The following is a 24,583-nucleotide window of genomic DNA, read 5'->3' on the forward strand; positions in this document are numbered from 1 at the left end:
CCACCATGACCACGAACCCTCTCGGAGTGCACGCCCTCGTCTTCGCCGGCGGCACCACCCCCGACGAAGTGACCGCGACGATCGAGCAGACCAAGGCGGCCGGATTCGACCTGCTGGAGCTCTCGCTGCACGACGTGCAGAACCTCGACACCGCCTCCGCCCGCGCCGCCCTCGAGGCGAACGACCTCGGCATCGTCTGCTCGCGCGGCCTCGCCTTCTCGGCCGACGTCTCCAGCGACGACCCGGAGGTGGTGGCCCGCGGCGCGAAGCTGCTCGCCGACTCCCTCGAGACCACCCACGCGCTCGGCGGCACCCACTTCACCGGCGCCCTCTACAGCGCGCTCGGCAAGTACAGCGCGCCCCTCTCGGCCGCGGGCCGGGCGAACGTCGTCTCGGTGCTGACCGACCTCGCCGCCGAGGCCTCGACGAAGGGCATGACCCTCGGCCTCGAGATCTGCAACCGCTACGAGACCAACGTCATCAACACCGCCGCGGACGCCCTGCGCCTCGCCGACGACATCGGCGCCGACAACGTCCTGATCCACCTGGACACGTACCACATGAACATCGAGGAGGACGACTTCTTCCGCCCGGTGCTGCTGGTCGGGGATCGTCTCGGGTATGTCCACATCGGCGAGAACCACCGCGGCTACCTCGGCAGCGGCCACCTCGACTTCACGACGTTCTTCCACGCCCTCGCCGCGATCGACTACCGCGGACCCATCACCTTCGAGTCGTTCTCGTCGGCCGTGGTCTCGCCGACCCTTTCGAACGACCTCGCCGTGTGGCGGAACCTCTGGAACGACGGCCCCGCGCTCGCCCGCCACGCCCACGGCTTCCTGGTGAACGCGCTGGAGAGCAGCCGTGGCGAGGCCTGAGACCGAGGTCGCGCCCGACGCGGTGCGGCCCGGCCTCGACGAGCTGGCCGGGCGCGCGCTCGCGCTGACCTCGCCGGGCCGCCGCGCGATCGTCGCGATCGCCGGCAGCCCCGGGGCCGGCAAGACCACGCTCGCCCGGGCGGTGGTCGCCCGCGCGAACGAGCTCGCGGGGGAGGGGACCGCCGCCTTCGTGCCGATGGACGGCTTCCACCTCGCCAACGCCACGCTCGACGAGCTCGGCCGCCACGACCGCAAGGGCGCCCTCGACACGTTCGACGGCTGGGGCTTCCTCGCCCTGGTGCGGAGGCTGCGCGCCGAGACCGACCACGTCGTCTACGCGCCCACCTTCGAGCGCACCGTCGACGAGGGAGTGGCCGGCGCGCTGGCCGTGCACCCCTCCGCTTCGCTCGTCGTGCTGGAGGGCAACTACCTCCTCGTCGACGAGGGCCCGTGGGCGCTGCTGCGCGCCGAGTTCGACGAGGCCTGGTTCTGCGCGACTCCCGAGACCGAGCGCTTCGAGCGCCTGGTCGACCGCCACGTCTCCTTCGGCCGCGCCCCCGAGGCGGCCTCCGCCTGGGCCTCGGAGGTCGACGGGCGGAACGCGCTGCTGATCGAGGCCACTCGCGACCGCGCCGACCTGATCGTGTCGGGGACGGCGGCGGGGGTGGTCTGACGCCGGACGGGCCGAGGGGCTGTCCGCTTCGGGGCGCGACGTGGGCTCTCGGGCGTGTCCGGCCGGTGGGCCGGTCGGACGACGGAGGACCCGTCGCCCGGCGGATGCGGTCTCGACGGGTCGGGTGTCAGGCTCGAGGGATGGACGACTCGACACGGAACTCCTCGGAACAGCCCGCTCCCACCACCCCGCCGGCCGCTGCGCCCCCCGGAGCCGGGCAGCCGCCCCTCCCCGTCGCTCTCCTCCTCCTGCTGCGGCGGAGCGACGGGCGGCCCGCGGCTTCGTCGGGCGCTCTCGACACCGTCCTGGCCGCCTCCGTCCTCGCGGAGCTCTCCCTCCAGCGGTGCGTCGAGGTGGACGCCGGAGTCGTCGCCCTCGGGCCGGAGCGGTCCGCGCTCGGGGACGCCGTGCTCGACGGGGCACTCGGGTGGATCGCAGCGGAGCGAGCACCGCGCAGCGTCTCCTGGTGGATCGCCCGCCTCACTCGGAGGGAGCTGCATGCCGCCCTCCTCGAGCGGGTCGCCGCCGTGGAGCCGGCGGAGGACGAGCGGCTGCGGATCCGGGTCGCCGAGGTCCTCGCGGCTCGGACGGCGCCCCTGCCGTCGGACGCGGCGCTCATCGGCCTGCTCGACGCGGCCGGAGCGCTCTCGCCGAGGCCCGGCATCCCGGACCGGCAGGCGATCCGGTCGCTCGCGGCGCAGCACTGGGCAGGGCCGGCGGCCGCCGCCGTCCTCGCGGGAACCGCCGCGAGCGTCACGGGAGCCGCGGTGATCGCCGCGACGACGACGGTCACGATCACCGGCATGTGATCCGACGCGTGCGGCTCGCTGAAGCCGCGCGCCCCTACTCCGCCGGGTAGTCGGGCGCGACGAAGACGCAGAACGGGTGGCCGGCCGGATCGGCGAGGACGTGGAGCGCCTCCTCCGGGTCCTCGCTCCTGTCCTCGATCAGCTCGGCGCCGAGAGCGAGCGCCCGGGTCTTCTGCCGGTCGAGCTCGTCGGCGTCCGCGACCATGAAGTCGAGGTGCAGCTGCTGCGGGACGGGCCCCTCCGGCCAGGTCGCGCGCGGCAGGGCGGCCACCCGCTGGAACGTGAGCTTCGCGCCGTCGGCGGTGACGATCGCGACCCACTCCGCCTCGTCGTCGGAGCCGTCCGCGGGCGGCTCGTCGCCGGGGCGGTACTCGCCGCCGAGCAGGGCGAGGTAGAAGGCGGAGAGGGCGCGGGCGTCCTCCGTGTCGAGGACGACCTGGCGAAGGCGCATGCGGGCAGGGTACCGCCGGACGGCACCGGAGAGGGATGACGTGCTGTGCGGGACGGCTGCGGCGGGCCGGACGTCCGCGGGTCGCGGCCCGACGTCGGCTGAGAAGGGGCTCCCTGCCCCGACACGGCGGGCCGCGTCTCAGCGGAGGTCGTGCAGCTCTCTCGCTCCCGACCGCGCCGCCCTGCCACTCCGCGCCCGCTTCCTCAACCCCTCCCGGCTCCCGGCCTCGCGCCAGGGCCCGGCGCGTACTGTGGCCGCTGACTCACGACGGCTACGAGGGAGACACCATGACGGAGCAGATCGGAATCCCCGAGGCCGCGGCGCTGGGGAGCGAGCAGCGGAGCATCGCGATCCTCGGAGCGGGCGGCGACCTCACCGAGCGGCTGCTGCTGCCGGGCCTGGGCCGGGTGGCCGAGCTCGCGCGCGACCTCGAGCTCACGCTGATCGGCGCGGCGCGCACGCCCCAGACCGACGAGGAGTGGCAGGGCCTCGTCCGCCGCAGCCTCGAGGCGGCCGGAGTCGCCGCGCACACGGTCGAGGCCCTCGCGTCACGGGCGCGCTTCGTCGGCACCGACGCCTCCGACCCGGAGCAGCTGAAGGCCCTCCTCGACGCCTGCCCGTCGACCCCGGTGCTCTACGTCGCCCTGCCGCCTGCGATGGGGCACAAGGTCGCCGCCTCGCTCGCCGAGCTCGACCTCCCCGAGGAGCTGGTCGTCGCCATCGAGAAGCCGTTCGGCGAGGACCTCGACGACGCGATCGCCCTCAACGCGGCGTTCGCGAAGGTCCTCCCCGAGAGCCGCCTCTGGCGCATCGACCACTTCCTCGGCAACGCGACCGTGCTGGGGATGCTGGGCCTGCGGTTCGGCAACAGCATGCTCGAGGCGAGCTGGAGCGCCGAGTGGATCGAGAAGGTCGAGATCGTCTACGACGAGACGCTCGGCATCGAGGGCCGCGCGGCCTTCTACGAGAAGACCGGCGCGCTGCGCGACATGCTGCAGAGCCACCTCCTGATGGTGCTCGCGCTGACCACGATGGAGCGCCCCGACGAGGTCGCGCCCGACGAGGTCCACGCGCGCATGGCCGAGGTGCTCGGCGCCGTGCGGCTCTGGCGCGACGACCCCTCCTCCGCCCGCCGAGCCCGCTACACCGAGGGCCGCGTCGACGGCCGCTTCTTCCCCTCCTACGTCGACGAGCCCGACGTCGACCCCGAGACCGGCACCGAGACCCTCGCGCAGCTGCTGCTCCAGGTCGACACCCCGCGCTGGGCGGGCGTCCCCTTCGTCCTCCGCTCCGGCAAGGCGATCGGCGACCCGCGCCGAGAGGTGGCGATCCACTTCCGCGCCGCCACGCCCCCGCGCGGCCTGCAGGCGGCCGAGGGCGACGCCGGGACGGTCCTCCGGATCGGCCTCAAGGGCGGCGACGTCAGCCTCGACCTGGTCGTGAACAGCGCCGACGAGCTGACCGATCTCGAGCGCACCACCCTGACGGCGCAGCCCGGCGCGGCCACGCTCGACCCCTACGCGCAGGTCCTCGCCGGGATCCTGCAGGGCGACACCCTGCTCTCGGTCCCGGGCAACGTGGCCGAGCAGTGCTGGCGCATCATCACTCCGGTGCTCTCCGCCTGGGCCGCGGGCGACGCTCCGCTGGACGAGTACGAGGCGGGGAGCGCGGGGCCCGAGGGCTGGTGAGCTCGCGGTGAGGCGCGCGGGCTGAAGCGCGAGAGCTGAAGCGTCGGCGTGAGGCCGTGTCGGATCCGCCGGCGCCGGACACGTTGCCGCCCGCCCGGCTCCGGTCGCTCCGCTGCTGCCCGCTCCGCTGCTGTCCGTCCCGCGTCGGCACCCCCGCCCGTTGACCCTCCCGCCCGTTGACCCTCCCGCCCGTTGACCCTCCCGCCAGTTGACCCTCCCGCCGGGGGAGACGGGATGCTGGAGGCATGGTGGGCATCGGGGAGTACGCAGGCATCACGGGTCTGAGCGTGAAGGCGCTCCGGCACTACGACGAGAAGGGCGTGCTGGTCCCGGCGGAGGTCGACGAGCGGTCGTCGTACCGCCGGTACGCCGACGCGCAGGTCCGGGTCGGAGTCGTGATCGGCGCGCTCCGGAGCGCGGGGGTCCCGCTGCCCGAGGTCGCGGCGGCGACTCGAGCCGGCACCGCGGCGGAGGCGCTGCTGGCGCACAGGGAGCGCGTGCTCGCGGAGCGGGAGCAGGAGGACCGGGCGTTCGAGGCCGCCGAAGTGGCGCTGCGGGCGCTCGCCGTGCCGGTCGAGGTGGCCGAGCGGACGATGCCGGCGCAGCCCTACGTCGGCCAGGTCCTCACGATCGCCCTGGACGAGGCCGACGGGTCGGGCGACGACGAGGCGAACGAGATCTTCGGCGCACTCGCTACCCGAGTGCACGCGGCAGGGATCGGGCCGACGGGACGTTTCTGGACGGCGCTCCGGGCGGGCGAGCGGGGTTCGGCGGAGCTCGTCTGCTGCTGGCCGACGTCGGCGGAGGCGGCGGGCGACCTCGCCGATTTCGCCGCGATCCTCCCGGCGCGCACCGAGCTGGTCGCCACCTGGCGGCCTCGCGACGGGGAGGATCTGCCCGAGGGGACGCTGCATCCGGCGATCGTCGCGCTCTTCGACGCCGCCGGAGACCGCGGTCTCCGGCTCGACGGGGTCGAGGTGCGGCAGACGGTGCTGGGGGAGGGGCCGGAGGACGTGGCGGTCGAGGTGTCGCTGACCGTCGCGGGGTGAGCGGAGGGCGGGGCGTGCCTCAGGTGGGCCGGGTGCCAGCGCTCGAGGACCGGCTCGGCAGGACCGGCTCCTCAGGACCGAGCGGAGGCGGGTGTGGCGCCGTCCGGCCGATCCCGCGTCACTTCGTGCCGCGGTCCGGGCCGTCTCCGTAGGCTCCGACGCATGACGAGCGGAGTCGAGGCCGGAGTCCATCGCGGTGACGAGCGGACGGTCCTCGACCGCCCGTGGTTCGCGGTCGCGGCCTCCCTGGTCTTCGCCTTCGGCTGGCTGCTGATCCCCGGCGTCGGCTGGCTGATCGGCGCCGTCGCCGTTCTCTGCAGTTCGGCGTGGACGCGGTCGGAGAAGGGATCGGCGTTGGCGATCCCGCTGGTCGCGGCCGCTCTGGTCGGCAGCGGGGTCGGGCTCTTCTACGGTCTGCACGGCGCGCCGAGCTCCAGCCTGACGACGTGGACGGCGTTGGGTGCCGGGATGCTGGCGGGAGGCGCGGCGACTGCGCTTCTGGGGGTCCGACTGTGCGCTCGGGCACTCCGCCGGCCGGAGGAGTCCGCTGGGGGCTCGCTCTCGGCAGCTGCCCCGGCCTCGGGCGCGCACGACGTCAGCTGAGAGGAGGGGCGTGGGCTCCTGAGGGAGGACGCCCTGTCTCAGCGGAGGTTGTGCGGCCGCTCGCCGGCCCCGCTCGCGTCGTAGCGGAGCCGCACCAGCTCAGAGCCCGGCAGAACCGTCGCGTCGAGGAGGCGCAGCCCGTGCTGCGGCGCCCCGGAGTAGAGCGGCGTCCCGCCGCCCGCGAGTCCGGCGCCGACGAGGACGATCAGCTCGTCCACCAGGCCCTGCTCGAGGAGCGGGTTCCAGGTGGTGCCGCTGCCGAACATCAGCAGGTCGCCCCGGTCGCCCTGCTTGAGCAGCTCGATCTCGGCCGGACCCCGCTTCCGCGGCACGATCCGGGTGGTGGCGGCCCACGGCGCCTCCGGATCGGGAGCCAGGGAGTCGCTGATCACCAGCGCGTCGAGCGACGTGACCAGCCGCGCGGTCTCGTGCTCCCGCTCGCCCGCCGTCCCATCCGCGGCGACGGCGCTCCAGCTGTCCCAATTGTCGCGGAACCAGCGGCCGCCGTAGACGAGTGTGCCCGCGCGGCGCAGCAGCTCGAGGTTGCGGTCGTTGAACGCGTCCTCGAACGGCAGCGCCGAGAGGTCGTGCCCGGGCCCCTCGAAGCGGCCGTCGAGCGAGGTGAGGACGGAGACGACGAGCCTGCTCATGCGGGGGATGCTACTCAGGCGGGGGTGCCGGGTGAAGGGGCGCGGAGGGCCGCGAGCCGGAGGAAGAGCGGCGGGGGCGACTCATCCGGCAGGGGTGTCCGAGAAGCGTCGGCAGCGGTGTTCCCGATCACCTTTCGATACGCGGCTGGATAGTGTCGAGCCGGGAAAAGGCGTCTACGGGGAACAGGTACAGGTGATGGTCGAGCGACCGGAGTTGGACAGGGCGAAGGAGAGAGTCGCGCGAGCTGCCGGCGATCTGAGCAAGCGTGCGCGGAGCGCTACGACGCAGGTGATGGAGCAGGCCGGCGATCTCCGCGAAGCAGCCGCCGAGAAGTTCGGCCCGAGGAGCCTCCAGTCGTACGAGGAGGTCACGGCCGAATACAACCGCGCCTTCACGGCGATGAGCGACGACGGGCTCTCCCTCCTCCGGCAACGCGAGCGCTCCACCGACCTGATCGCTCTCGTCGAGCTCGTGGTGAACAGCATCGCCAACACGCCCAAGTCCTTCAGCAGGGACTTCGAGCAGATCGAGCTCGACAGAGCCCGGTTCCTGGACGCCGAGGAGATCGCCCGCGCGGATCTCGTCGCTGCACGGAAGTCCGCGGCGGGAGCGGGCGCCGGTGTCACCGCCGGCGCGGCGATCGCGAGCGTCGCGCCGACCGCCGCCATGTGGGTCGCCACCACGTTCGGCACCGCGTCGACCGGGACCGCGATCTCGACCCTGTCCGGTGCCGCTGCGAGCCAGGCCGCCCTGGCATGGCTCGGCGGCGGGGCCGTCGCTGCCGGTGGCGGAGGGACCGTCGCGGGAGGAGCGCTGCTCGCGCTGGCCGGCCCGGTCGGCTGGAGCCTCGCAGGCGCCGCCGTCCTCACCTCGGTCGTCCTGTTCACGAAGAAGAAGTTCGAGAACCGCGAGACGAAGCACGAGATGCTCACCGCCGTGATGCGGAACATCGCGCAGGTGCAGGCGATGGACGCGCAGATCGACGACCTCCTCCAGCGCACCGCCTCTACTCGAGAGCTGCTTCTGAAGGTCTACGGCGAGGCGCTGCCGCTCTTCGGGGCGGACTTCGCGACCCTGGCTCCCGCTCAGCAGTCGCAGCTCGGCGCGCTGGTGAACATCGCGAAAGCGAGTGCGGCACTGCTGAGCGCCCGTGTGGAGCAGGCCGCCGACGATGCCTGATCTCGCCGACGTCGCCCGAAGCACTCACGAGCAGGCCGTCGCCGCCTGGGTGGGCTACCTGAACCAGGTCCGCGTCGATCGACTCATGGGCGCCCTGAGCAGGCAGGACCAGAACCTCTCGACGGCTCTCGACCATCTGGATACGGCCCTCCTGCACATAGGCGACGTGGTCTCGTCGAACCGCGGTGGAGTGAAGGGCGCGCACGGATTCATCGCCGAGGTCGCCGAGGTCGGCATCGGCAACGCCCGCGCCGCTGTGCTCGGGGAGACCGGCGGCAACTCCTGGGTGAACGACAACGGCCCTGTCGATCTCATGCGGAACGGCCTGCTGATCCAGCAGAAGTTCTCCACCGCCGGCGGGCGGTTCGGCCTCGGCGCGATCACGGAGCACCTCGAGAGGTACCCGGACTTCGTGAGGAACGGCGGCAGGTACCAGATCCCGAGCGACCACTTCGAGGCCATCCAGAAGCTGCACGCGATGTCCGCCGAGGATGCAGCGAAGCTCCTCTCCCGCAGCGGGGACGGCCCGTCCCTCCGCGACTGGAACCGTGTGGAGGCCTTCTTCTCGAGCGAGACGATCGACATCGCGGCACTCGAGCCCTCCCGGCTGGAGTACCGGGACGTGCAGCTCGGTGCGTACGCCGACACGTTCGCGGCGGAGGAGGGAAGGATCACGGCGACCGACGAGGCCGCCCGCACGGCTGCCGTTCGGGAGAACCGGGCGACGGTGCGCCAGGGCGCTCAGGCCACCGTCGTCGCCGCCGGGATCGAGGGTGGGACCGCATTCGTCTCCGCGGTCCTCGACAAGCGCCGCGAAGGCACGAAGCTCAAGGAGTTCTCGGCCGACGACTGGAAGGACATCGCGAACGCCTCCGGTCTCGGCGCGGTGAAGGGCGGTGTCCGCGGTCTCACGATCTACTCACTCACCAATCTCACTGCGACGTCGGCCGCCACGGCGAACACGGTCACGACCGCCGCGCTGGGGATCGCGGGCCAGGCGAGCAGGCTGCGAGCGGGCGACATCTCCGAGATCGAGTTCATCGAGAACTCCGAGATCCTCTGCCTCCAGGCCGGCATCAGCGCGCTGTCCTCGGTCGTCGGGCAGGTGCTCATCCCGGTCCCCGTCCTCGGCGCCGTCATCGGCAACACCGTCGGCTCCGTCATGTTCAGCGTCGCGTCGTCCTCGCTCTCCGCCCGGGAAGAAGCGCTCATCGCCGGATATCTCGAGGATCAGCGCTCACTCGATCAACAGCTGGCCGCCGACTACGCCGATCTCCTGGCGAAGCTCGAGACGAGCATGCTGCACTTCATCGACATCCTCGACCGGGCGTTCTCTCCCGACATCGAGGTCGCGCTTCTCGGGGCGATCGACCTCGCGGCCCGAGTCGGGGTGCCCTCGGAGGAGATCCTGGACACCGACGAGAAGGTGAACGCGTACTTCCTCGACTAGGTGCCTGCGGGGCGGGGCCGGACGTCGTTCGTGGCGGGGGCGTTGTGCCGGCCTGGCCCCACGTGTTCCGGATGGTGCTGCCGGCACGCCCGCCCCGCACCCCTCCTCACATCGCTGCTCCCAGCGCGTCCCGCAGCGTCGCCCGCGCCCGCGCGTGCCGGCTCCGCACGGTCGCGGCGCGGAGGGACAGGATCTCGGCCGCTTCGGCGAGGGAGAAGCCGTCCCAGTAGACGAGGGTGATGATCTCCTGGTCGACGGGCTTCAGCTGCGCGATCGCGGCGCGGACATCCTCGGCCTCGTCGTCGGCCGGCGCGGGCGGAGTGATGCGGAGCTCCTCCGCCAGCCGCTCGACGAGCGCGCTCCTCCGGGTCGCGGTGCGGCGCTGGCCCGAGAGCACCCGCCGTGCGACGCCGAACGCCCACATCCGCGCGCGCGTCTCGTCCTCGGGGATCGACCGATCCTTCCGCCACAGGATCAGGAGGGTGTCGCTGAGGAGGTCCGCGGCGTCCTCGGGGCTCGCCGTCCGCCGCGCGAAGTAGCGGAGCAGGTCCGCCGCCTCCCGCTCGACCAGGGCCGTGATCTCTGCCCCGCGGTCGCGCGCGGGGGAGCGGACGACGCTGCGGGCCATCGACGGCGCCGCCTCGCCGGCGCTCATCACAGCGCTCCCGTGCAGTCGGTGCTGCCGCCCAGGCCGCCGTCGCCCTCGACGATCACGCCCTCGGGGATCGTGTCGAGGATGTGGTCGTCCGCGGCGGTGATCCAGGCGCGCCAGCGGATCGTCTCGTCAGAGAGGCCGGGGCCGTCGCTGTTCATGTCCGAGGCCAGCCAGGCGGGATCGGTCGTGTAGGCGAGCGCGTCGTCGTGGATCCGCTGGCCGACGCCGCTCCAGTCCTGCGCGCGGAGGTAGTCGGTCGCGGAGGTGGTGACCTCGCGGTAGTCGATCTCGCCGTTGAAGTAGTCGATCGAGCACGACACTGCTGCGCCGGAGTCGGTGGTGTAGCTGATCGGGATCGTGAAGTCGGGGACCGAGCGGACGTCGGTGCCGGCGCTGGTCGCCAGCACGAGACCCGGGACGAGGAGGACGGGAGCCGCCAGCCACCACGCCCTCGACCGCGCGGGACGGCGGGGCGCGCGTTCGCGGGTCTCGGCGATCACGCTGTGCAGGGCGGTGCGGACGCCGGGCGCCCGGTCGTCGGTCGCGGGGTCGCTGCGGGAGAGCAGGTCGTCGAGTGTGCGTCGCGTCATCGGGTCCATCCTTCGTCGGTCGGGCGTCTACCGAGTACGTGGCCGGGTGGGGCCCGAGCGTTGCACGGGACCTGACGGGAGGAGTGAGCCGAGCCGGTCGCGCGCGCTCACTTCTTCGAACTCCTTCGCGAGGACCCGTCAAAAGGCGCCATATTCGGTTTCACCCCGGTCCTTTTCTCATCGGTTATGGCCCCGACACGGGGGGCTCACTTCTCTATGGCGAGAGGGAGGCCGACCTATACGTTCATCTTCGGAAGCCCGCGGGGAATGCGTGCTCCCCTCCGGAGTCTGGGGCCTCCGCACTCGCTGCGACATCCGTGTCGTTCGTCGTGTCGACGTTTCGCTCATCTCCACGATCGACAACACGACTGAGAAGCAGAACCATGGCTTTCACGACCCGGCGGCGCCGCCACTCACGGCACCGAGCGCCGTCGCGCCTCGGAATGCGGGCCGTCGTCTTCGCGACGATCGGCGCTCTCCTCGTCGGCTCGTGGGGGCTCGGCGACGTCTCCGCCTCGTCTCCCGCTCAGGCCGCGAACCAGGCGGATCCGGTCGCCGGCGACGCCCCCGCCCTTCTCCCGACGCCGGTCGCACCGACACCGCCGACAGCCCCCGAGGCCGATCCGGCACCCGCTCCGTCGGCACCCACTCCGTCAGCGTCCGCCCCGTCGACGTCCGCCCCGCCCGCACCCGCCGAGGCCGCGGAGTCGCCGAGTGCCACGGCGGAGGAGCCCGCCCAGGACGAGCCCGATCCCGCAGCACCCCGCGGCGCCGCAGAGACGGAGCAGCCCGTCGAGTCGGCGCCCGCCGGATCGGCGCCCGTTCCCACGGCGGCCTCGGACGACGATCAGGAGTCGGACCGCGGCCCGCCCGCGACGGCGCGAGCAGCGGGAGGCTTCTCCACACTCGCCGCCGGCGTCGCCGAGGCCCCGCGACAGGTGTGGACGGAGACCTTCGAGCAGGGCCTGACCGCCACCCCGAGCGCGCTCACCGCCTACGCGAACGGCCGCTACACGGCCGCCACCGGCTGGTCGACCGCCACGAACTGCACCGGCGTCCTGGTCAACTACACGGCGCCCTACCCCAACTCCGCCTTCTGCCCGACCCGGCCCCTCCTCACCGTCGGCACGGGATCGTCGGCCGCACGCGAGACCCGCCGCATGGCGGACGTCCTCGGCCAGGTGGCGGCCGGAGTGCCGGGGTCCACCTCCAGCACCGCGCCGGCCAACGGCTCGAACACCGGCACGCAGGCGAACCACGCCCTGGTCGAGTACCCGTACGCCGCCATCACCGGCGGCGCGACCGTCGCCCAGAGCGCCGCAGGGATCGGCGTCTCCGCTCCCGCCGCCCGCTACTACGCCGTCGGCATGAACGCCGCCGGCGGGCAGTGCGGGACGAACAACGCGTCCCTCTCCCTCAACCTGGTGTCGGGCGGGTCGACCGTCCTCACCGGATTCGCCGCACCGGTCGTGCCCTGCGCCGCGACCGGCAGCGTGTTCTACACGTCCCCGACCCTCCCGCTGGTCGGCGGGCTCGGCTCGCTCGTCGATCCCGCGCTCCCCGCCTCCGCTCGCGCCGCCGCCTACACCGGCACGAGCACCGCGCTCCTCACTCCGGCGCAGATCGCCGCAGCCCAGGTGCAGCTCGTGAACACGGTCACCGGCACGGGAAGCGCCTTCGCCGTCGACGACCTCCGCGTGCTCGACGTCACTCCCGCTCTCGATGCGGCCTTCACGCAGGCCGTGCCGACCGCGACGGTGCCGACCACGCTGACCTACACGGTCACCAACACCAGCGACCTCCTCGCGAAGGCGGACTGGCGCTTCTCGACCGCTCTCCCGGCCGGCCTCGTCGTGGCCCCGACGCCGGCTGTCGGCGGGTCCTGCACCGACGTCACCGGAACGGCGTTCGCCGTGACCGCGGCCGCCGGATCCTCCACCGTCTCGACGCTCGGCGGCGATCTCGCCGCGGGTGCGACCTCGTGCACGATCTCCGTGGACGTGGTGGCCGCCGCCGCCGGGACGTACAGCACCGGGACCACGACTCCCACCGGCCTCATCGCCTCCGCCCCCACCTCGGTGACGATCCAGGCCGCGACGACCCTCACCGTCCGGAAGAACCTGCCGGTGCGCAGCGCCACGGGCGACCAGTTCACGCTCTCGGTGCGCAGCGGCACGACGGTCCTCGCGTCGGCGACCACCACGGGCACCGCCACCGGGATCCAGGCCGCGCAGATCAGCCGCCTCACCGTGCAGTCCGGAGCGACGTACACGATCGCCGAGGCGCAGACCGCGGGCGCAGGCCTGGGGTACTCCAACAGCTACGAGTGCTCGCGCGGCGGCACGGTCATCGCCTCCGGAGCCTCCGCCGCCGGGTCGATCACGATCCCCAGCGAGGCGGGAGCGGAGGTGCTCTGCACCTTCACGAACACGGTGCAGACGCCGCGCCTGTTCTGCGACACCGGCCGCTTCTACTCCCTCACGGCGGCCGGCGCCCTGCAGCAGGCCGACATCGTCACGGGATCCCTGACCTCGATCGGCAGCTGGTCGGGGACCGCCGAGGCGAACGCGCTCGGCGTCGGCGCGAACGGCGCCTTCGCGTACGCGCTGGACCGCTCGTCCGACGCGACGGACGTCGACGCCGTCCTCAAGTGGACGCCGGAGGCCGGCTTCCAGAGGATCGCGAACAGCGCTTACACGACAGTGGCCGGCGGAGCGCAGGTGGCCGGCAGCATCGTCGCCGGCGCGGTCGACCTCCGGACGGGCCGGTACCTGTTCGGCAGCTTCGCGAGCGGCCAGTTCTACATCTGGAGCTTCACCGAGGCCAACCCCGTCGCCACCCGGTTCGCCCTCGTCGGCTCCTTCCCCACCTCCGGAACCCCCAACGGCAACGGCGACATGGCGTTCGACGCTCGCGGCAACCTCTACGTCGTCGGCGCGGGCTCGGTCAACAACGCCAGCAGCGCCGCGATCTTCACCGTGCCGGCCGACGCCCTGGCTGCGGCGACCGGCGGCACCCTCCCGGTGAACACCTCGATCGCGAAGGCCGTGACGGGGACCGACGCCGCCTTCGCCAACATCAACGGCATCGCCTTCTCGCCGCGCGGAACCGTCTACCTCGCCAACGGCGACGTCGCCGCCGCGAACGGTGTCCCCGCCATCCCCGGCAGCGCCTACGAGTTCGACGCCACCACCTGGACCCGCGTCAGCGGCACGCCGCGCGTGAGCGTCAACGCCGTCGACCTCTCCGGCTGCTCCTCACCGGCCACGATCACCGTGCAGAAGAGCGTGGTCGGGCGCCTGGCCGCGGCGGACCAGTTCCAGCTCACGGCGGCCGCCGGCTCTCCGGCGTCGCCCTTCGCCACGGCCACCACCACCGGCGCCACCACCGGCCGCCAGACCGCGCAGATCGGCCCCTTCCCCACTCCGATCAACAGCACGGTGACGGTCTCGGAGGCGATGGCCGCGGGTTCCGCCTCCCCGATCACCGCCTACACGAGCATCTACGAGTGCTACGCGGACGGCGTGCGGGTGAGCACGGGCTCGAACCCGACCGGGACGGTCACCCTCCCGAACCGGCTCGGCGTCAACGTCACCTGCACCTTCTTCAACTCCCCGCGCCCCGCCTCCACCGTGCGGATCACCAAGACGATCCGGGACGCCTCCGGCACCACCCGCCCCGGCGTGGACTGGACCGTGGGCACGACCGCGACGGCCACCGCCGGCACCGTCGCCCTGCTGCCGGAGCAGTCGCCCCGCCAGCAGACGGACGCCGCGGGCCAGGCCGCCTGGACCGTCCTGTTCGGCACGGAGGCGTCGCGGGCGACGCTCACCGTCTCGGAGGTGCAGCAGACGGGCTTCGCGTTCGTCAGCGGCGCCTGCACGGTCAACGGCACCGCCCGGGCGACCACGTTCTCGCAGTCCGGGACCGTCATCAGCGCGAGCCTCACCGGCATCGCCTCCGCGGCGGTCGTCGAGTGCTCGATCGTGAACCGGCCCACGGCGTCCCTCACGCTCGTGAAGACGGTGAGCTCCGGCAGCGCGCTGCCCAGTGACTTCACGCTCAGCGCCACCGGCCCGACCGGCGCCCTGCCCGGCCCGACCGGCCGCGCAGGCTCCGCGGGCGTGTCGGCGATCCCCGTCACCCCGGGTGCCGCCTACCGGCTCGCCGAAACCGGGGGCCCCGCCACCTCCGTGCAGACCGGGCCCTGGCAGTGCCGCACCGACACCGGCGCCGCCCTCACCGTGAGCGCGGCCGGAGACGTGACCCCGACGAACGGCGCCGCCGTCACCTGCACCGTGGACAACGCCAGCGCGACGATCACCCTGGTCAAGCAGGTCCTGCGCCCCCAGACCGGCTTCCAGGCGGCCGACTGGCGCGTCACCGCGACGCCCGCCGCACTGGCCGGAGCGACGCTCCCGACGGAGACCCGGGCCGGCGCGGAGTACGCCGCCGCGGGCAACCCGGCGAGCACCTTCGAGGTGCGACCGGGCCACGGCTACACGCTGTCCGAGGCGGCGACGGATCCGACCCGCCGCCTCGCCTACCAGGAACTGCGTCTCGAGCGCCTGACCGGAACGACGTGGTCCCCGGTCGCCTCGCGGACGATCACGGCCCCCACGGCCGGTCAGACGGCGGTCTACCGCTTCGTCAACGCCCCCGTGGACCCCACACGCCTGCCGCTGACCGGTGGCGCCAGCACCGACGCGTTCCTCCTGGGCGGGGGGTCGGTGCTCACTCTCGCACTCGGCCTCCTCCTCTGGGAGCGGCGCCGGAGGCTGCGAGGCCCCTCCCGGTGACGCCCCGACCGAGAGCCCCGGCGCTCTCCCGCAGACCCCTTCCCGCACACCTTCGACTCCACGACACCAGCACTCACGACCTCAGTAGGAGAGATCACATGTCCCGCTCACTCACCAGGCGGCTCGCCGCCGCAGCCGGCGTCCTCGCGCTGAGCGCTGCGGCGGTCTTGACCGCCGTCGCGCCGGCGTCAGCGGTCACGCTGCCCGGCAACATCGACCCGACCATCAGCCGCACCCTCACCGTGCACAAGCTCGCGCTGGGCTCCAACAACGGCCAGGCGATCGGCACCGGCCAGGAGATCACGGTCCCCGGTGACGCGCTGCCCGGAGCCGTGTTCACCGCCGCGCGCGTCCAGGGCGTCGACCTCACCACGCCCGACGGCTGGAACCAGGTCGCGAACCTGACCCCGGGCACCGCGGCGACCCGCGTCACCGCCGCCGACACCTTCACCGCCACCAGCGGCACGGACGGCGAGGCCGTGTTCAACAACGGCGCGAGCATGCCGCTCGGCCTCTACCTCGTGACCGAGACCCAGCTCCCCGCCGGAGCGACCAACGGCGCGACGCCGTTCCTCGTCACCCTGCCGTTCCCGACGGGCCCGACCGGTGCGCCGGCGAACCAGTGGATCTACGACGTCCACGTCTACCCCAAGAACGCGGTCACGGAGCTCACCAAGACGCGCGTCCCCGCGGCGGCGAACTCGGTCGAGGCGCGCAACCCCGACCTCATCCGCTGGGCCATCGCCTCGGACGTCCCGGTGCTCGCCGCCGGTGACACGCTCGACACGTTCACCCTCACCGACACGCTCCCCGCCGAGCTGACCTACCTGCCGACCGGACCGGCCGGCGTCGCGCCCACCGGCATCACGGTGACCAGCGCCGCGGGCACCGCGCCCGCACCGGCGTTCATCGCGAACACCGACTACACGCTCGGCTACGACGCCGCGACCCGGAACGTGACGCTGAACTTCTTGCAGTCCGGCCTCACCAAGCTCCAGGGCCTGCAGGGCGGCGTCGTCACCCTCACGGTGCTCACCCGCGCCACCGCCATCCCGGCCAACGGCATCATCACCAACTCGGCGACGAGCGTCGTGAACGGTGCCACGGAGACGGTCACCGGCAGCACCCCGATCGGTCAGCTGACCGTGTACGCCTACCAGAACAACGGCGCCAACCGCGTGCCGCTCGCGGGTGCGGTCTACCAGGTGTTCCTCACCGAGAACGACGCCAACCTCGGCCAGAACCCGGTGTTCATCAACGGCAACCAGAACTGGACGACCGGAGCGAACGGCATCGTCGAGATCCCGATCATCACGCCGGGCAACTACTACGTCCGCGAGCTGACCCCGCCCGCCGGATTCCGTCTGCCCACCCCGGCCCAGGTGCTGACGCAGGTCGTCGCCGGACCGAGCTCGGCCACCGCGCCGATCCAGAACTACGTCGAGTTCCTCCACACCCAGGTGCCGGCGTTCGCCCTGCCCCTCACCGGTGGCGGCGCGCAGTGGTTCACCCTCGGTGGAGGCGCGCTCCTCGCCCTCGCGATCGGTTCGGGCCTGATCGCCTCGCGCCGCCGCACCGCGCTGGCTGCTCAGACCGCCGAGTAACGTCAGACCATGACGAAGTCGAATGCGGGGCACCCGTCGGGTGCCCCGCATTCCTCTCTCTCCAGCCCTTTTCCTCCACGGAGGCGGATCCACCGTCGGCCGCGGTGGCGGCTGCCGATCGCCCCGCTGGTCATCGCGCTCATCAGCCTGTCGGGAGTGGCGCTTCTGCTGTACCCCGTCGCCGCGAGCTGGCTCAGCGCCGTCGAGCAGGCGCGCGAGATCGACTCCCTCACGCAGGACATCACCGACCTCGGCGCCGAGACCCTCCGGCAGAACCTCGTCGAGGCCCGCGCCTACAACCAGAGCCTCAGCGGAGGCGGCGCGGCCGTCGCCGCGAACGAGCGCCTCCCCCTCGCCGACGACGAGCAGGTCGCCGACCGCGAGCGCTACTCCTCCCTCCTGCGCGGCGACGCCGAGGGGCTGATGGCCCGCATCCGGATCCCCGCCATCGACGTGGATCTGCCGATCTTCCACGGCACGAGCGACGCCGTCCTCGAGCGCGGCGTCGGCCACCTCGAGGGCACCGCCCTGCCGGTCGGCGGTCCCTCCACCCACTCGGTGCTCACCGGCCACCGCGGCCTCGCCTCGGCCGAGCTCTTCACCCACCTCGACCGTGTCGACGTCGGCGACACCTTCACCATCGAGGTCTACGGCGAGGTGGTCACCTACCGCGTGCGCGAGACGCTGGTCGTCGAGCCGGAGGACACGCAGAGCCTCCTCGTGCAGCCCGGCCAGGACCTCCTGACCCTTGTCACCTGCACCCCGCTCGGGATCAACACCCACCGCATCCTCGTCACCGGCGAACGGGTGATCCCGACGCCGCAGTCGGACGTGGACGCGGCGGGGGAGTCGCCCGATGTCGCCGGGTTCCCCTGGTGGGCGGTCGCGGCCGGAGGCGCCGTGGTCGCCGCCGGGGTGTACGTGTGGTGGGCGGGGCGGCCGGCGCGCGGCGCATGGGTGCCGGTGGTGGTCGACGAGGAGCGGGACAGGGTTCCCGCGGGGCTGTGAGGCGAGGGCGTACGGATCTCCGCCGTCCTGCTCCGGTCGCTTCGGCGCCGTGCTGTCCCCGTCGCCGTGATGGCGGCTGTGCCGGCCCGGTCAGGCGGGGCGCCACTCCTCGAGGAACTCGGCGACCGTCTTCGTCTCGAGGTCGAGCTCGACCTGCCCGAGGAGGTAATGGGGATCGGTGAGATCGGCCTTCACGCGGATGATCTCGGCGCCGGTGTCGAGGCGGACGACGACGAGGTCGTAGGGCGCGAGGAACCCGCTGCCGAGCGCCATGTCGATGGTGAGGCGGAGCCGCCCGAAGCGCCTCAGCTGCAGCTCGGCGCGGAGGTGCTCGGCGGCGACCTCGGGGGTGTCGGGAGTGGGGTCGGGCATGGGGGAGACGGTATCGAGGCGGGGGTGGCAGGCCCTGGTCGCCTCGGGTTATCGGGGTTGTGGCGCGAGCCGCTGAAAGCTGGTTTATCCCGCCGACCAACCAACACCGCCCGGCTCTTTAGTGCCTCCATCAGAGCATCCGCCGGCACCGCCGTTCAAGGGTCCGGACGCTCGATGCAATTCCGAGGTACGCGCCCTATGAGTGATGAGCGCATCCTCGAGCACGAAAATGTGAATCACGCAGACGACTTGCAACGTGTGAATCGGATTTAGCTTGCGGCCCGAGAGCAACCCGGCTACGGTAGGAGCAAGCCCATTCGGGGATCGGATTCACACGCAGAAGAGGCACTAGGATGTACACACCGGAAGCGGCGCAGAAGCGTCGACTCGTCCTGATCGACATCGAGAACATCGTGGGAGGTGGAGTGTCAAGGTCTAGCCAGCTACAGGTCGCGCAGGAGGCCATCAGGGAAACGATCGGTCAGCGTCCCGATGACCTGGTGGTGCTTGGGTGTGGACGTTTCAGTGTCGACATCGTCGGATTCGAATGGCAGGGTCCGCGTCGGCTCGTTTTTCGTCCCGGTCGTGACGGTGCCGACCTCGAGCTTCTCGAGGTCCTCGAAACCGAGCGCGTCGAAGAACGGTTCGAACAGGTTGTCCTCGTCTCCGGTGACGGCATCTTCACCGACGCAGTTTCACGCCTCGGAGCGGGCAACGTCGACGTCACCGTCGTATCCCGTCCGGATGCCTGCTCGCGAGCCCTTCGGATGGCCGCCGCTCACATGCTCGATCTCATTTATGACCACGACGCCTTCCAGGAGGCCGCATGATCACCCCGACCAACGAGGGGCTCCTCGCGCCCAGCGACATCGCCGACCTCGCTAACGTCTCGCGCGCGGCCGTCAGCAACTGGCGAAAGCGCATGCCAGACTTCCCCCAGCCCTCGGGCGGCACGGCAAACAAACCCCTGTTCACCAGTTCCGACGTCATGACGTGGCTGGCAGCACACCCCGAGAAAAACAAGGCCGCGACCGGTGTCGGGGCCGAGAGCAAAGCGTGGGAAAGAGGGCTCTGGGGAGCCGCGAACCTTCTCCGCGGCAATACGTCGATGGAGACGATGGGTGAGGTCTTCGTGCAGACCGCCGTCGACGTAATTGAGGGAGCCCCCTCGCACGACTGGCCTGACATGAAGAAATCGACGCTCGACGAAGTCCGCGCCGTGATCGCCGGAATCCCCCGCGACAAGCTCGCCGATGCGATCGACGGCGTGCTCGAACGGACTTCGAGGGCGCAAGGCAAGTCAGCTGGCAACGCCGGATTCGTTGGCTCGCGCACCAGCACTCTGCTCGCGTCTCTCGCGGCGGACCTTGAGGGCGGTGTTCTCTATGACCCGGCGTGCGGCATCGGTGTGGCGCTGCTGCAGGCGCTCGAGATGGGAGCACGCCCTGACCAAGTCGTCGGTGACGAGATCAACGCGATGGCGGCACGCCTCGCAGCATTACGCGCGAAACTGCACGGCGTGAACCTGAAGGTCAACAACTTAGACGTCCTGCTCAAGGACGCCGACCCGAGCTTGCGGGCGAACGTGATCATCGCCGAGCCTCCTTTCGGCGTCCGTATCAATTCGGATGCCTCGATGCTCGACCCGCGACTGCGGTTCGGCTTCCCACCGCGATCCAGTGGCGACTCCTTCTGGCTGCAACACGTCGTGGCGCACCTCGCTCCAGGCGGCGTCGGATACGTCGTGGGTGCACGAGGTGCTCTTTCCCGCCGAGGCCCGGAAACCGACATTCGAAAGAACCTCCTCCACGGCGGTCACGTTCGCGCGGTGGTCGGGCTCCCCGGGAAAATGCTGCCCCACACCTCGATCCCGCTCGCGCTCTGGGTGCTCGGCGACCCAGAAACGATGCCGGCTGCAGACGTACTACTCATCGATGCGACGAACGTGGATGAGCCGGAGACACTCGTGGCCGACTGGTTGACTCACGAGGACAGCCTCGCATCCGTCCCTCACCGACGCGTTGCCGTCAGCGAACTGACGGCCGCCGACGCCGACCTCAACCCTGCAAAGTGGGTAACCGTCGAAGGCGTCGACGCCACTGAGGTCATGAGCACCTATAAGCGAGCGCGCACCGAATTGACCCGCGCGACGACGGCCCTTCCCGATGCCGCGACGCGCATTTCTGCACCCGCAGTGTTAAGCAGACCTCTCATCATGACCGTCGCGAAACTCATTGAAGCGGGCGCAGTCGAACTTGTTGCCGCGCGCCCGGCGCGAACGGTCGACATGCTGCAGTTCGCGGGACGACAGGTCGACGCGGCCGCTGTCCGCAAGCGCAAGATCTCCGACACCAGCGAGCTCCCCCCAACCGATGATCCACGTTTCCTCACGGAACCAGGCGACGTCCTCATCACGGCGATGCACGACATTCAGGCCGTGGTCGATGAGGACGGCGGCCACATCCCCGTTGGTAGCGTCTCCCGCCTGCGCGTTCGCGATCGAACCAAGCTCGACCCGCACTATCTAGCAGACGCCCTCAGCGGCGACTGGAACCTCCGCTTCGACACCGGAACGGTCATCTCCCGCATCCCAGTGCGCGACCTCGAAGTACCCCTCCTCACCTTCGACGAGCAACGCGCAGTGCACGCCGCAATTGCCCAAGCACAACACGCCAAAGCACTAGCGCAACAAGCGTCAGCGGCAGCCGACAGCGTGGCGAGCACAATGCTCACCGCCATGCGCCACGGAATCACCCTGACCAGCACCACCACCGAACGGGCCGAGGAGTAGGACATCTCGTACCCCTAAAGCGCAAGACTCGAGGACGTCCGAGCACCACCGCCGGTGTCGGCCCCCGTAGATAGGATCCTGCTTACACGCGTACGAGGGAAGTTAGACTTGAGTAATAATCACGCTACGTTCATCTGGTCGATCGCTGACCTGCTTCGCGGGAGCTTCAAGGCCCACCAGTATGGCGACATCATCCTGCCGTTCACGGTGCTCCGCCGTCTCGACGCGGTACTCGAACCCACGAAGCAAGCGGTGTTCGCGGCGGTTGAGCAGGCCGCCGGCGACGGAATCCCCGTGCGCGCGTCCCTGCTGCGCAACAAGGCAGGCCACTCGTACTCCTTCTGGAACGAATCGAAGTTCGACCTCAAGACCGCCCTCGGCGATTCGGAGAACCTCGCGGCGAACCTGCTCGACTACGTTTCTGGGTTCTCGGAGAACGTGAAAGACATCTTCGACAAGTACAAGATCGCGGACCGCGTCGCCGAGCTCGACGAGCACGACCTCCTGTTCCACGTCACGCAGCGTTTCGCGGCGGTCGATCTCTCGCCGGCGCAGGTGCCGAACGAGGAGATGGGGCACATCTTCGAGGAGCTCATCCGCAAGTTCGCGGAAGCGTCCAACGAGACAGCGGGTGAGCACTTCACCCCCCGCGACGTGATCGAGCTGATGGTCGACGTGCTGCTCGCCCCGGAATCAGACACGCTCGCGAAGCCGAACGTCGTGCGTTCGGTCTACGACCCGACCGCCGGCACCGGCGGGATGCTCTCCGTCGCGGAGGACCATATCCGCAGCGCGAACCCTTCGGCAGTGCTCACGCTCGCCGGCCAGGAAATTAATCCGCAGTCATACGCGATCTGCAAGGCAGACATGACGGTTAAGGGGCAGTCGGTCGACGCGATCTACTTCGGCGACACCCTCATCAACGACGGCCACGCTGGCGCGACCTTCAGCTACGGGCTCTCCAACCCGCCGTTCGGCGTCGACTGGAAGAAGCAGCAGAAGGCTGTCACCGAGGAGCACACTCTCCGCGGCTACGCCGGGCGGTTCGGAGCCGGGCTCCCGCGGGTATCCGACGGTTCAATGCTGTTCCTGATGCACCTGATCTCGAAGATGCGGACCGCGGAGCAGGGCGGCGGGCGCGCCGCAATCGTGCTCAACGGCAGCCCGCTCTTCACGGGTGGCGCGGGGTCGGGGGAGTCGAACATCCGCAAATGGGTGCTCGAGCGCGACCTGCTCGAAGCGATCATCGCGCTGCCGACCGACATGTTCTACAACACCGGAATCGCGACGTATATCTGGGTACTCGCAACGAAGAAGAGCGCCGACCGGGTCGGGAAGGTGCAGCTGATCGACGGGACGAAGCTGTTCCGCAAGATGCGCAAGGGCCTCGGTTCCAAGCGCAATGAGCTGGGCCCCGATGACATCAACACGCTCTTGAAGCTCTACAGCGGTGAAGCGGAAGGGGCGCGTTCGAAGACCTTCGCGACCGAGGACTTCTTCTACCGCACCATCACCGTCGAGCGGCCGCTGCGCCTGAACTGGGCACTCACACCGGAACGGCTGGCCGTCGCACGGGAGACGAAGGCCCTGGCGCAGGTGGAGTGGAAGAACTTCGTCGCCTCGGTGAAGGAGGCAGAGGTCCCGCCGACCACGGAACTCGCCGAGTTCCGCAAGCGACTCAAGCGCCGGCTCGACGACTACGGCGTCGCGATGACTCCGGCTCAGTACAAGGCCTTTCTGGGCGCCCTGTCGGAGCGGGACGAGAACGCCCCCATCGTGAACGACGCGAAGGGTCGCCCTGAGGCTGATGCCACTCTTCGCGACACCGAGAATGTCCCGTGGACCGAGAACCTTCACGAGTACTTTGAGCGTGAGGTGACGCCCTTCGCCCCGCACGCGTGGATCGACGAGTCGAAGACGAAAGAGGGCTGCGAAATCCCCTTCACGCGGCACTTTTACCAGCACGTGCCCCCGCGCTCACTCGAAGAAATCGACGCCGACCTCGAAGCGGTACTCGGCCGCATCCGCGCGCGCCTCGAGGCGGTGAAGGCGTGAGCGAGTTGAGACCATACCTTGAATACAAGGCAAGTGGCGACGAATGGATTGGAGCAATCCCGGCAGCTTGGGAAGTATGCGCGGTAGGAAGATATGTACGTTTCCGTAATGGCGCTGACTATTCACACGTTGAAGTTGCTCGCGAAGGCTACCCCGTCTATGGCTCAGGGGGAGAATTTCGCCGTGCCTCTACTTTCCTTTTTGAGGGCGAGTCCGTGCTATTCGGGCGAAAGGGAACCGTCGACCGCCCACTTCATGTGAGTGGCCGGTTTTGGACGGTTGACACAATGTATTTTACCGAGATTTCGCGGAAGCACCTGAATCCGCGCTTCGTATATTACTGGGCGACGCAAATTCCCTACTCGTACTTCAAAACAAGTACGGCAGTGCCCAGTATGAATCAGACGGATCTTGCTGCAGCTAAAATTCCGATAATTCCCATCGGTGAACAAGAATCGATCGTACGGTTCTTGGACCGGGAGACGGCGGAGATCGATGCGTTCATCGCGGATCAGGAGGAGCTCATCGCGTTGCTCGCCGAGCGCCGCGCCGCAACAATTGCTCACACTATTACGAGGGGCCTGAATCCGTCCGTACCCATGAAGGATAGCGGAGTGCCTCGTATCGGCGTCATCCCGACGAATTGGGAAATAACCCGCATTGCAGCTTCGATTGCATCTGTGAAGAATGGTACCTGGGGGGCCGATCCCGGGGGTGCTTATGATCTGAGATGTGTCCGCGTCGCCGACTTCGACCGCGCGTCGCAGTCCGTGCACGATCGGAACATAACTTTCCGGGAAGTTCGTCCTTCGGAACGCGTCGGTCGGCTATTGATGCGAGGCGATCTGCTGCTAGAAAAAAGCGGTGGCGGCGAGAATTCTCCCGTGGGATTCGTGGTTCTATTCGATAGCGATGAACCTGCTGTGACTTCAAACTTTGTCGCGAGAATTAAGTTGAAGGAAGGAATGGATCCGCGGTTCTGGAATTACGTGCATGGGTCAAACTACCGTAGCCGCCTGACTGTGCGATCTATCAAGCAGTCGACAGGCATTCAGAATTTGGATCACGTCAACTATTTCAATGAGGCAGCAGCTCTCCCGCCGTACTCGGAGCAAGTTGCGATCGCCAATTACCTAGACCGGGAAACTGCCGAGCTGGATGCCGCTATCGCCGATGCCCGCGAGGCGATCGCGCTGTCGAAGGAGCGGCGGGCCGCGCTCATCTCGGCGGCGGTGGCGGGCAAGATCGATGTGCGCGGCGCGGCCTGACGGCCGTCAA

Annotated in this window: 20 protein-coding genes; 15 read left to right on the forward strand and 5 right to left on the reverse strand. The window is 70.2% G+C overall.

Annotated elements, in window-relative coordinates:
• Nucleotides 1-5 precede the first annotated feature (5 nt).
• The 3 genes from C5C37_RS05155 (at nt 6) to C5C37_RS05165 (ending at nt 2,360) form a co-directional block, all read left to right on the forward strand.
• Nucleotides 6-878 (forward strand): sugar phosphate isomerase/epimerase, encoded by an 873-nt coding sequence (locus tag C5C37_RS05155; protein WP_104225811.1) that lies wholly within the window; start codon nt 6-8, stop codon nt 876-878.
• On the forward strand, nt 865-1,551 hold the full coding sequence (locus C5C37_RS05160; RefSeq protein WP_208543338.1) for a nucleoside/nucleotide kinase family protein: 687 nt from the start codon (nt 865-867) through the stop codon (nt 1,549-1,551). Before C5C37_RS05155 ends, C5C37_RS05160 begins: the two co-directional genes overlap by 14 nt.
• Before the next feature lie 140 nt (nt 1,552-1,691).
• Nucleotides 1,692-2,360 (forward strand): GPP34 family phosphoprotein, encoded by a 669-nt coding sequence (locus C5C37_RS05165; RefSeq protein ID WP_181127376.1) that lies wholly within the window; start codon nt 1,692-1,694, stop codon nt 2,358-2,360.
• 34 nt (nt 2,361-2,394) lie between these two features.
• Here the strand turns inward: C5C37_RS05165 and C5C37_RS05170 are convergent, their stop codons facing one another.
• Entirely contained in the window at nt 2,395-2,811 is a 417-nt protein-coding gene (locus C5C37_RS05170; RefSeq protein WP_104239613.1) for a VOC family protein, read from the reverse strand.
• A 287-nt stretch (nt 2,812-3,098) separates the two neighbouring features.
• Here C5C37_RS05170 and C5C37_RS05175 point away from each other — a divergent pair, with 287 nt between their 5' ends.
• The 3 genes from C5C37_RS05175 to C5C37_RS05185 all read left to right on the forward strand — a co-directional run bounded on the left by C5C37_RS05175 (nt 3,099) and on the right by C5C37_RS05185 (nt 6,151).
• Nucleotides 3,099-4,499 carry a glucose-6-phosphate dehydrogenase gene (locus C5C37_RS05175; protein WP_104338567.1) on the forward strand — a complete coding sequence of 467 codons (1,401 nt, stop codon included), beginning with the start codon at nt 3,099-3,101 and terminating at the stop codon, nt 4,497-4,499.
• A 245-nt stretch (nt 4,500-4,744) separates the two neighbouring features.
• The gene (locus C5C37_RS05180) at nt 4,745-5,548 is read left to right on the forward strand and encodes a MerR family transcriptional regulator (RefSeq protein WP_104338568.1); all 804 of its coding nucleotides are present in this window, start codon (nt 4,745-4,747) and stop codon (nt 5,546-5,548) included.
• Between the two features lie 162 nt (nt 5,549-5,710).
• Complete coding sequence (locus C5C37_RS05185; protein ID WP_104338569.1) at nt 5,711-6,151, forward strand: hypothetical protein; 441 nt, start codon at nt 5,711-5,713, stop codon at nt 6,149-6,151.
• Between the two features lie 38 nt (nt 6,152-6,189).
• Here C5C37_RS05185 and C5C37_RS05190 read toward each other — a convergent pair whose 3' ends face one another.
• Nucleotides 6,190-6,801, reverse strand: coding sequence for a dihydrofolate reductase family protein (locus C5C37_RS05190; RefSeq protein ID WP_104338570.1), 612 nt, complete (start codon nt 6,799-6,801; stop codon nt 6,190-6,192).
• A gap of 289 nt (nt 6,802-7,090) precedes the next feature.
• Here C5C37_RS05190 and C5C37_RS05195 point away from each other — a divergent pair, with 289 nt between their 5' ends.
• Nucleotides 7,091-7,981, forward strand: coding sequence for a hypothetical protein (locus C5C37_RS05195; RefSeq protein ID WP_219813881.1), 891 nt, complete (start codon nt 7,091-7,093; stop codon nt 7,979-7,981).
• Entirely contained in the window at nt 7,974-9,431 is a 1,458-nt protein-coding gene (locus C5C37_RS05200) for a hypothetical protein (RefSeq protein WP_104288028.1), read from the forward strand. The genes C5C37_RS05195 and C5C37_RS05200 overlap by 8 nt, the downstream gene beginning before the upstream one ends.
• A gap of 106 nt (nt 9,432-9,537) precedes the next feature.
• On the opposite strand, the gene C5C37_RS05205 is transcribed toward C5C37_RS05200, so the two are convergent.
• Nucleotides 9,538-10,086 (reverse strand): RNA polymerase sigma factor, encoded by a 549-nt coding sequence (locus tag C5C37_RS05205; RefSeq protein WP_219814462.1) that lies wholly within the window; start codon nt 10,084-10,086, stop codon nt 9,538-9,540.
• Complete coding sequence (locus tag C5C37_RS05210; RefSeq protein ID WP_104338571.1) at nt 10,086-10,676, reverse strand: hypothetical protein; 591 nt, start codon at nt 10,674-10,676, stop codon at nt 10,086-10,088. The genes C5C37_RS05205 and C5C37_RS05210 overlap by 1 nt, the downstream gene beginning before the upstream one ends.
• A 383-nt stretch (nt 10,677-11,059) precedes the next feature.
• Between C5C37_RS05210 and C5C37_RS05215 the strand changes: the two genes are divergently transcribed.
• From C5C37_RS05215 to C5C37_RS05225, 3 genes are all read left to right on the forward strand, one after another.
• The gene (locus C5C37_RS05215) at nt 11,060-15,475 is read left to right on the forward strand and encodes an LPXTG cell wall anchor domain-containing protein (protein WP_146085187.1); all 4,416 of its coding nucleotides are present in this window, start codon (nt 11,060-11,062) and stop codon (nt 15,473-15,475) included.
• A 98-nt stretch (nt 15,476-15,573) separates the two neighbouring features.
• On the forward strand, nt 15,574-17,079 hold the full coding sequence (locus tag C5C37_RS05220) for a SpaH/EbpB family LPXTG-anchored major pilin (protein ID WP_104338573.1): 1,506 nt from the start codon (nt 15,574-15,576) through the stop codon (nt 17,077-17,079).
• A 9-nt stretch (nt 17,080-17,088) separates the two neighbouring features.
• Nucleotides 17,089-18,087, forward strand: coding sequence for a class C sortase (locus C5C37_RS05225; RefSeq protein WP_219814463.1), 999 nt, complete (start codon nt 17,089-17,091; stop codon nt 18,085-18,087).
• A 90-nt stretch (nt 18,088-18,177) separates the two neighbouring features.
• On the opposite strand, the gene C5C37_RS05230 is transcribed toward C5C37_RS05225, so the two are convergent.
• The gene (locus C5C37_RS05230) at nt 18,178-18,459 is read right to left on the reverse strand and encodes a hypothetical protein (protein ID WP_104319433.1); all 282 of its coding nucleotides are present in this window, start codon (nt 18,457-18,459) and stop codon (nt 18,178-18,180) included.
• 353 nt (nt 18,460-18,812) lie between these two features.
• On the opposite strand from C5C37_RS05230, the gene C5C37_RS05235 reads away from it, so the two are divergent.
• The 4 genes from C5C37_RS05235 to C5C37_RS17715 all read left to right on the forward strand — a co-directional run bounded on the left by C5C37_RS05235 (nt 18,813) and on the right by C5C37_RS17715 (nt 24,573).
• Nucleotides 18,813-19,289 carry an NYN domain-containing protein gene (locus C5C37_RS05235; protein ID WP_104338574.1) on the forward strand — a complete coding sequence of 159 codons (477 nt, stop codon included), beginning with the start codon at nt 18,813-18,815 and terminating at the stop codon, nt 19,287-19,289.
• Nucleotides 19,286-21,250: an N-6 DNA methylase gene (locus C5C37_RS05240; protein WP_104338575.1), complete on the forward strand. Its 1,965-nt coding sequence runs from the start codon at nt 19,286-19,288 to the stop codon at nt 21,248-21,250. The genes C5C37_RS05235 and C5C37_RS05240 overlap by 4 nt, the downstream gene beginning before the upstream one ends.
• 108 nt (nt 21,251-21,358) lie before the next feature.
• Nucleotides 21,359-23,305: a class I SAM-dependent DNA methyltransferase gene (locus tag C5C37_RS05245; RefSeq protein ID WP_104338576.1), complete on the forward strand. Its 1,947-nt coding sequence runs from the start codon at nt 21,359-21,361 to the stop codon at nt 23,303-23,305.
• A complete protein-coding gene (locus C5C37_RS17715; protein ID WP_219814464.1) occupies nt 23,302-24,573 on the forward strand; it encodes a restriction endonuclease subunit S in 1,272 nt (423 codons plus the stop codon). Before C5C37_RS05245 ends, C5C37_RS17715 begins: the two co-directional genes overlap by 4 nt.
• Nucleotides 24,574-24,583: the final 10 nt, after the last annotated feature.

It is taken from the genome of Rathayibacter sp. AY1F9 (assembly GCF_002932155.1).
Lineage (GTDB): Bacteria > Actinomycetota > Actinomycetes > Actinomycetales > Microbacteriaceae > Rathayibacter.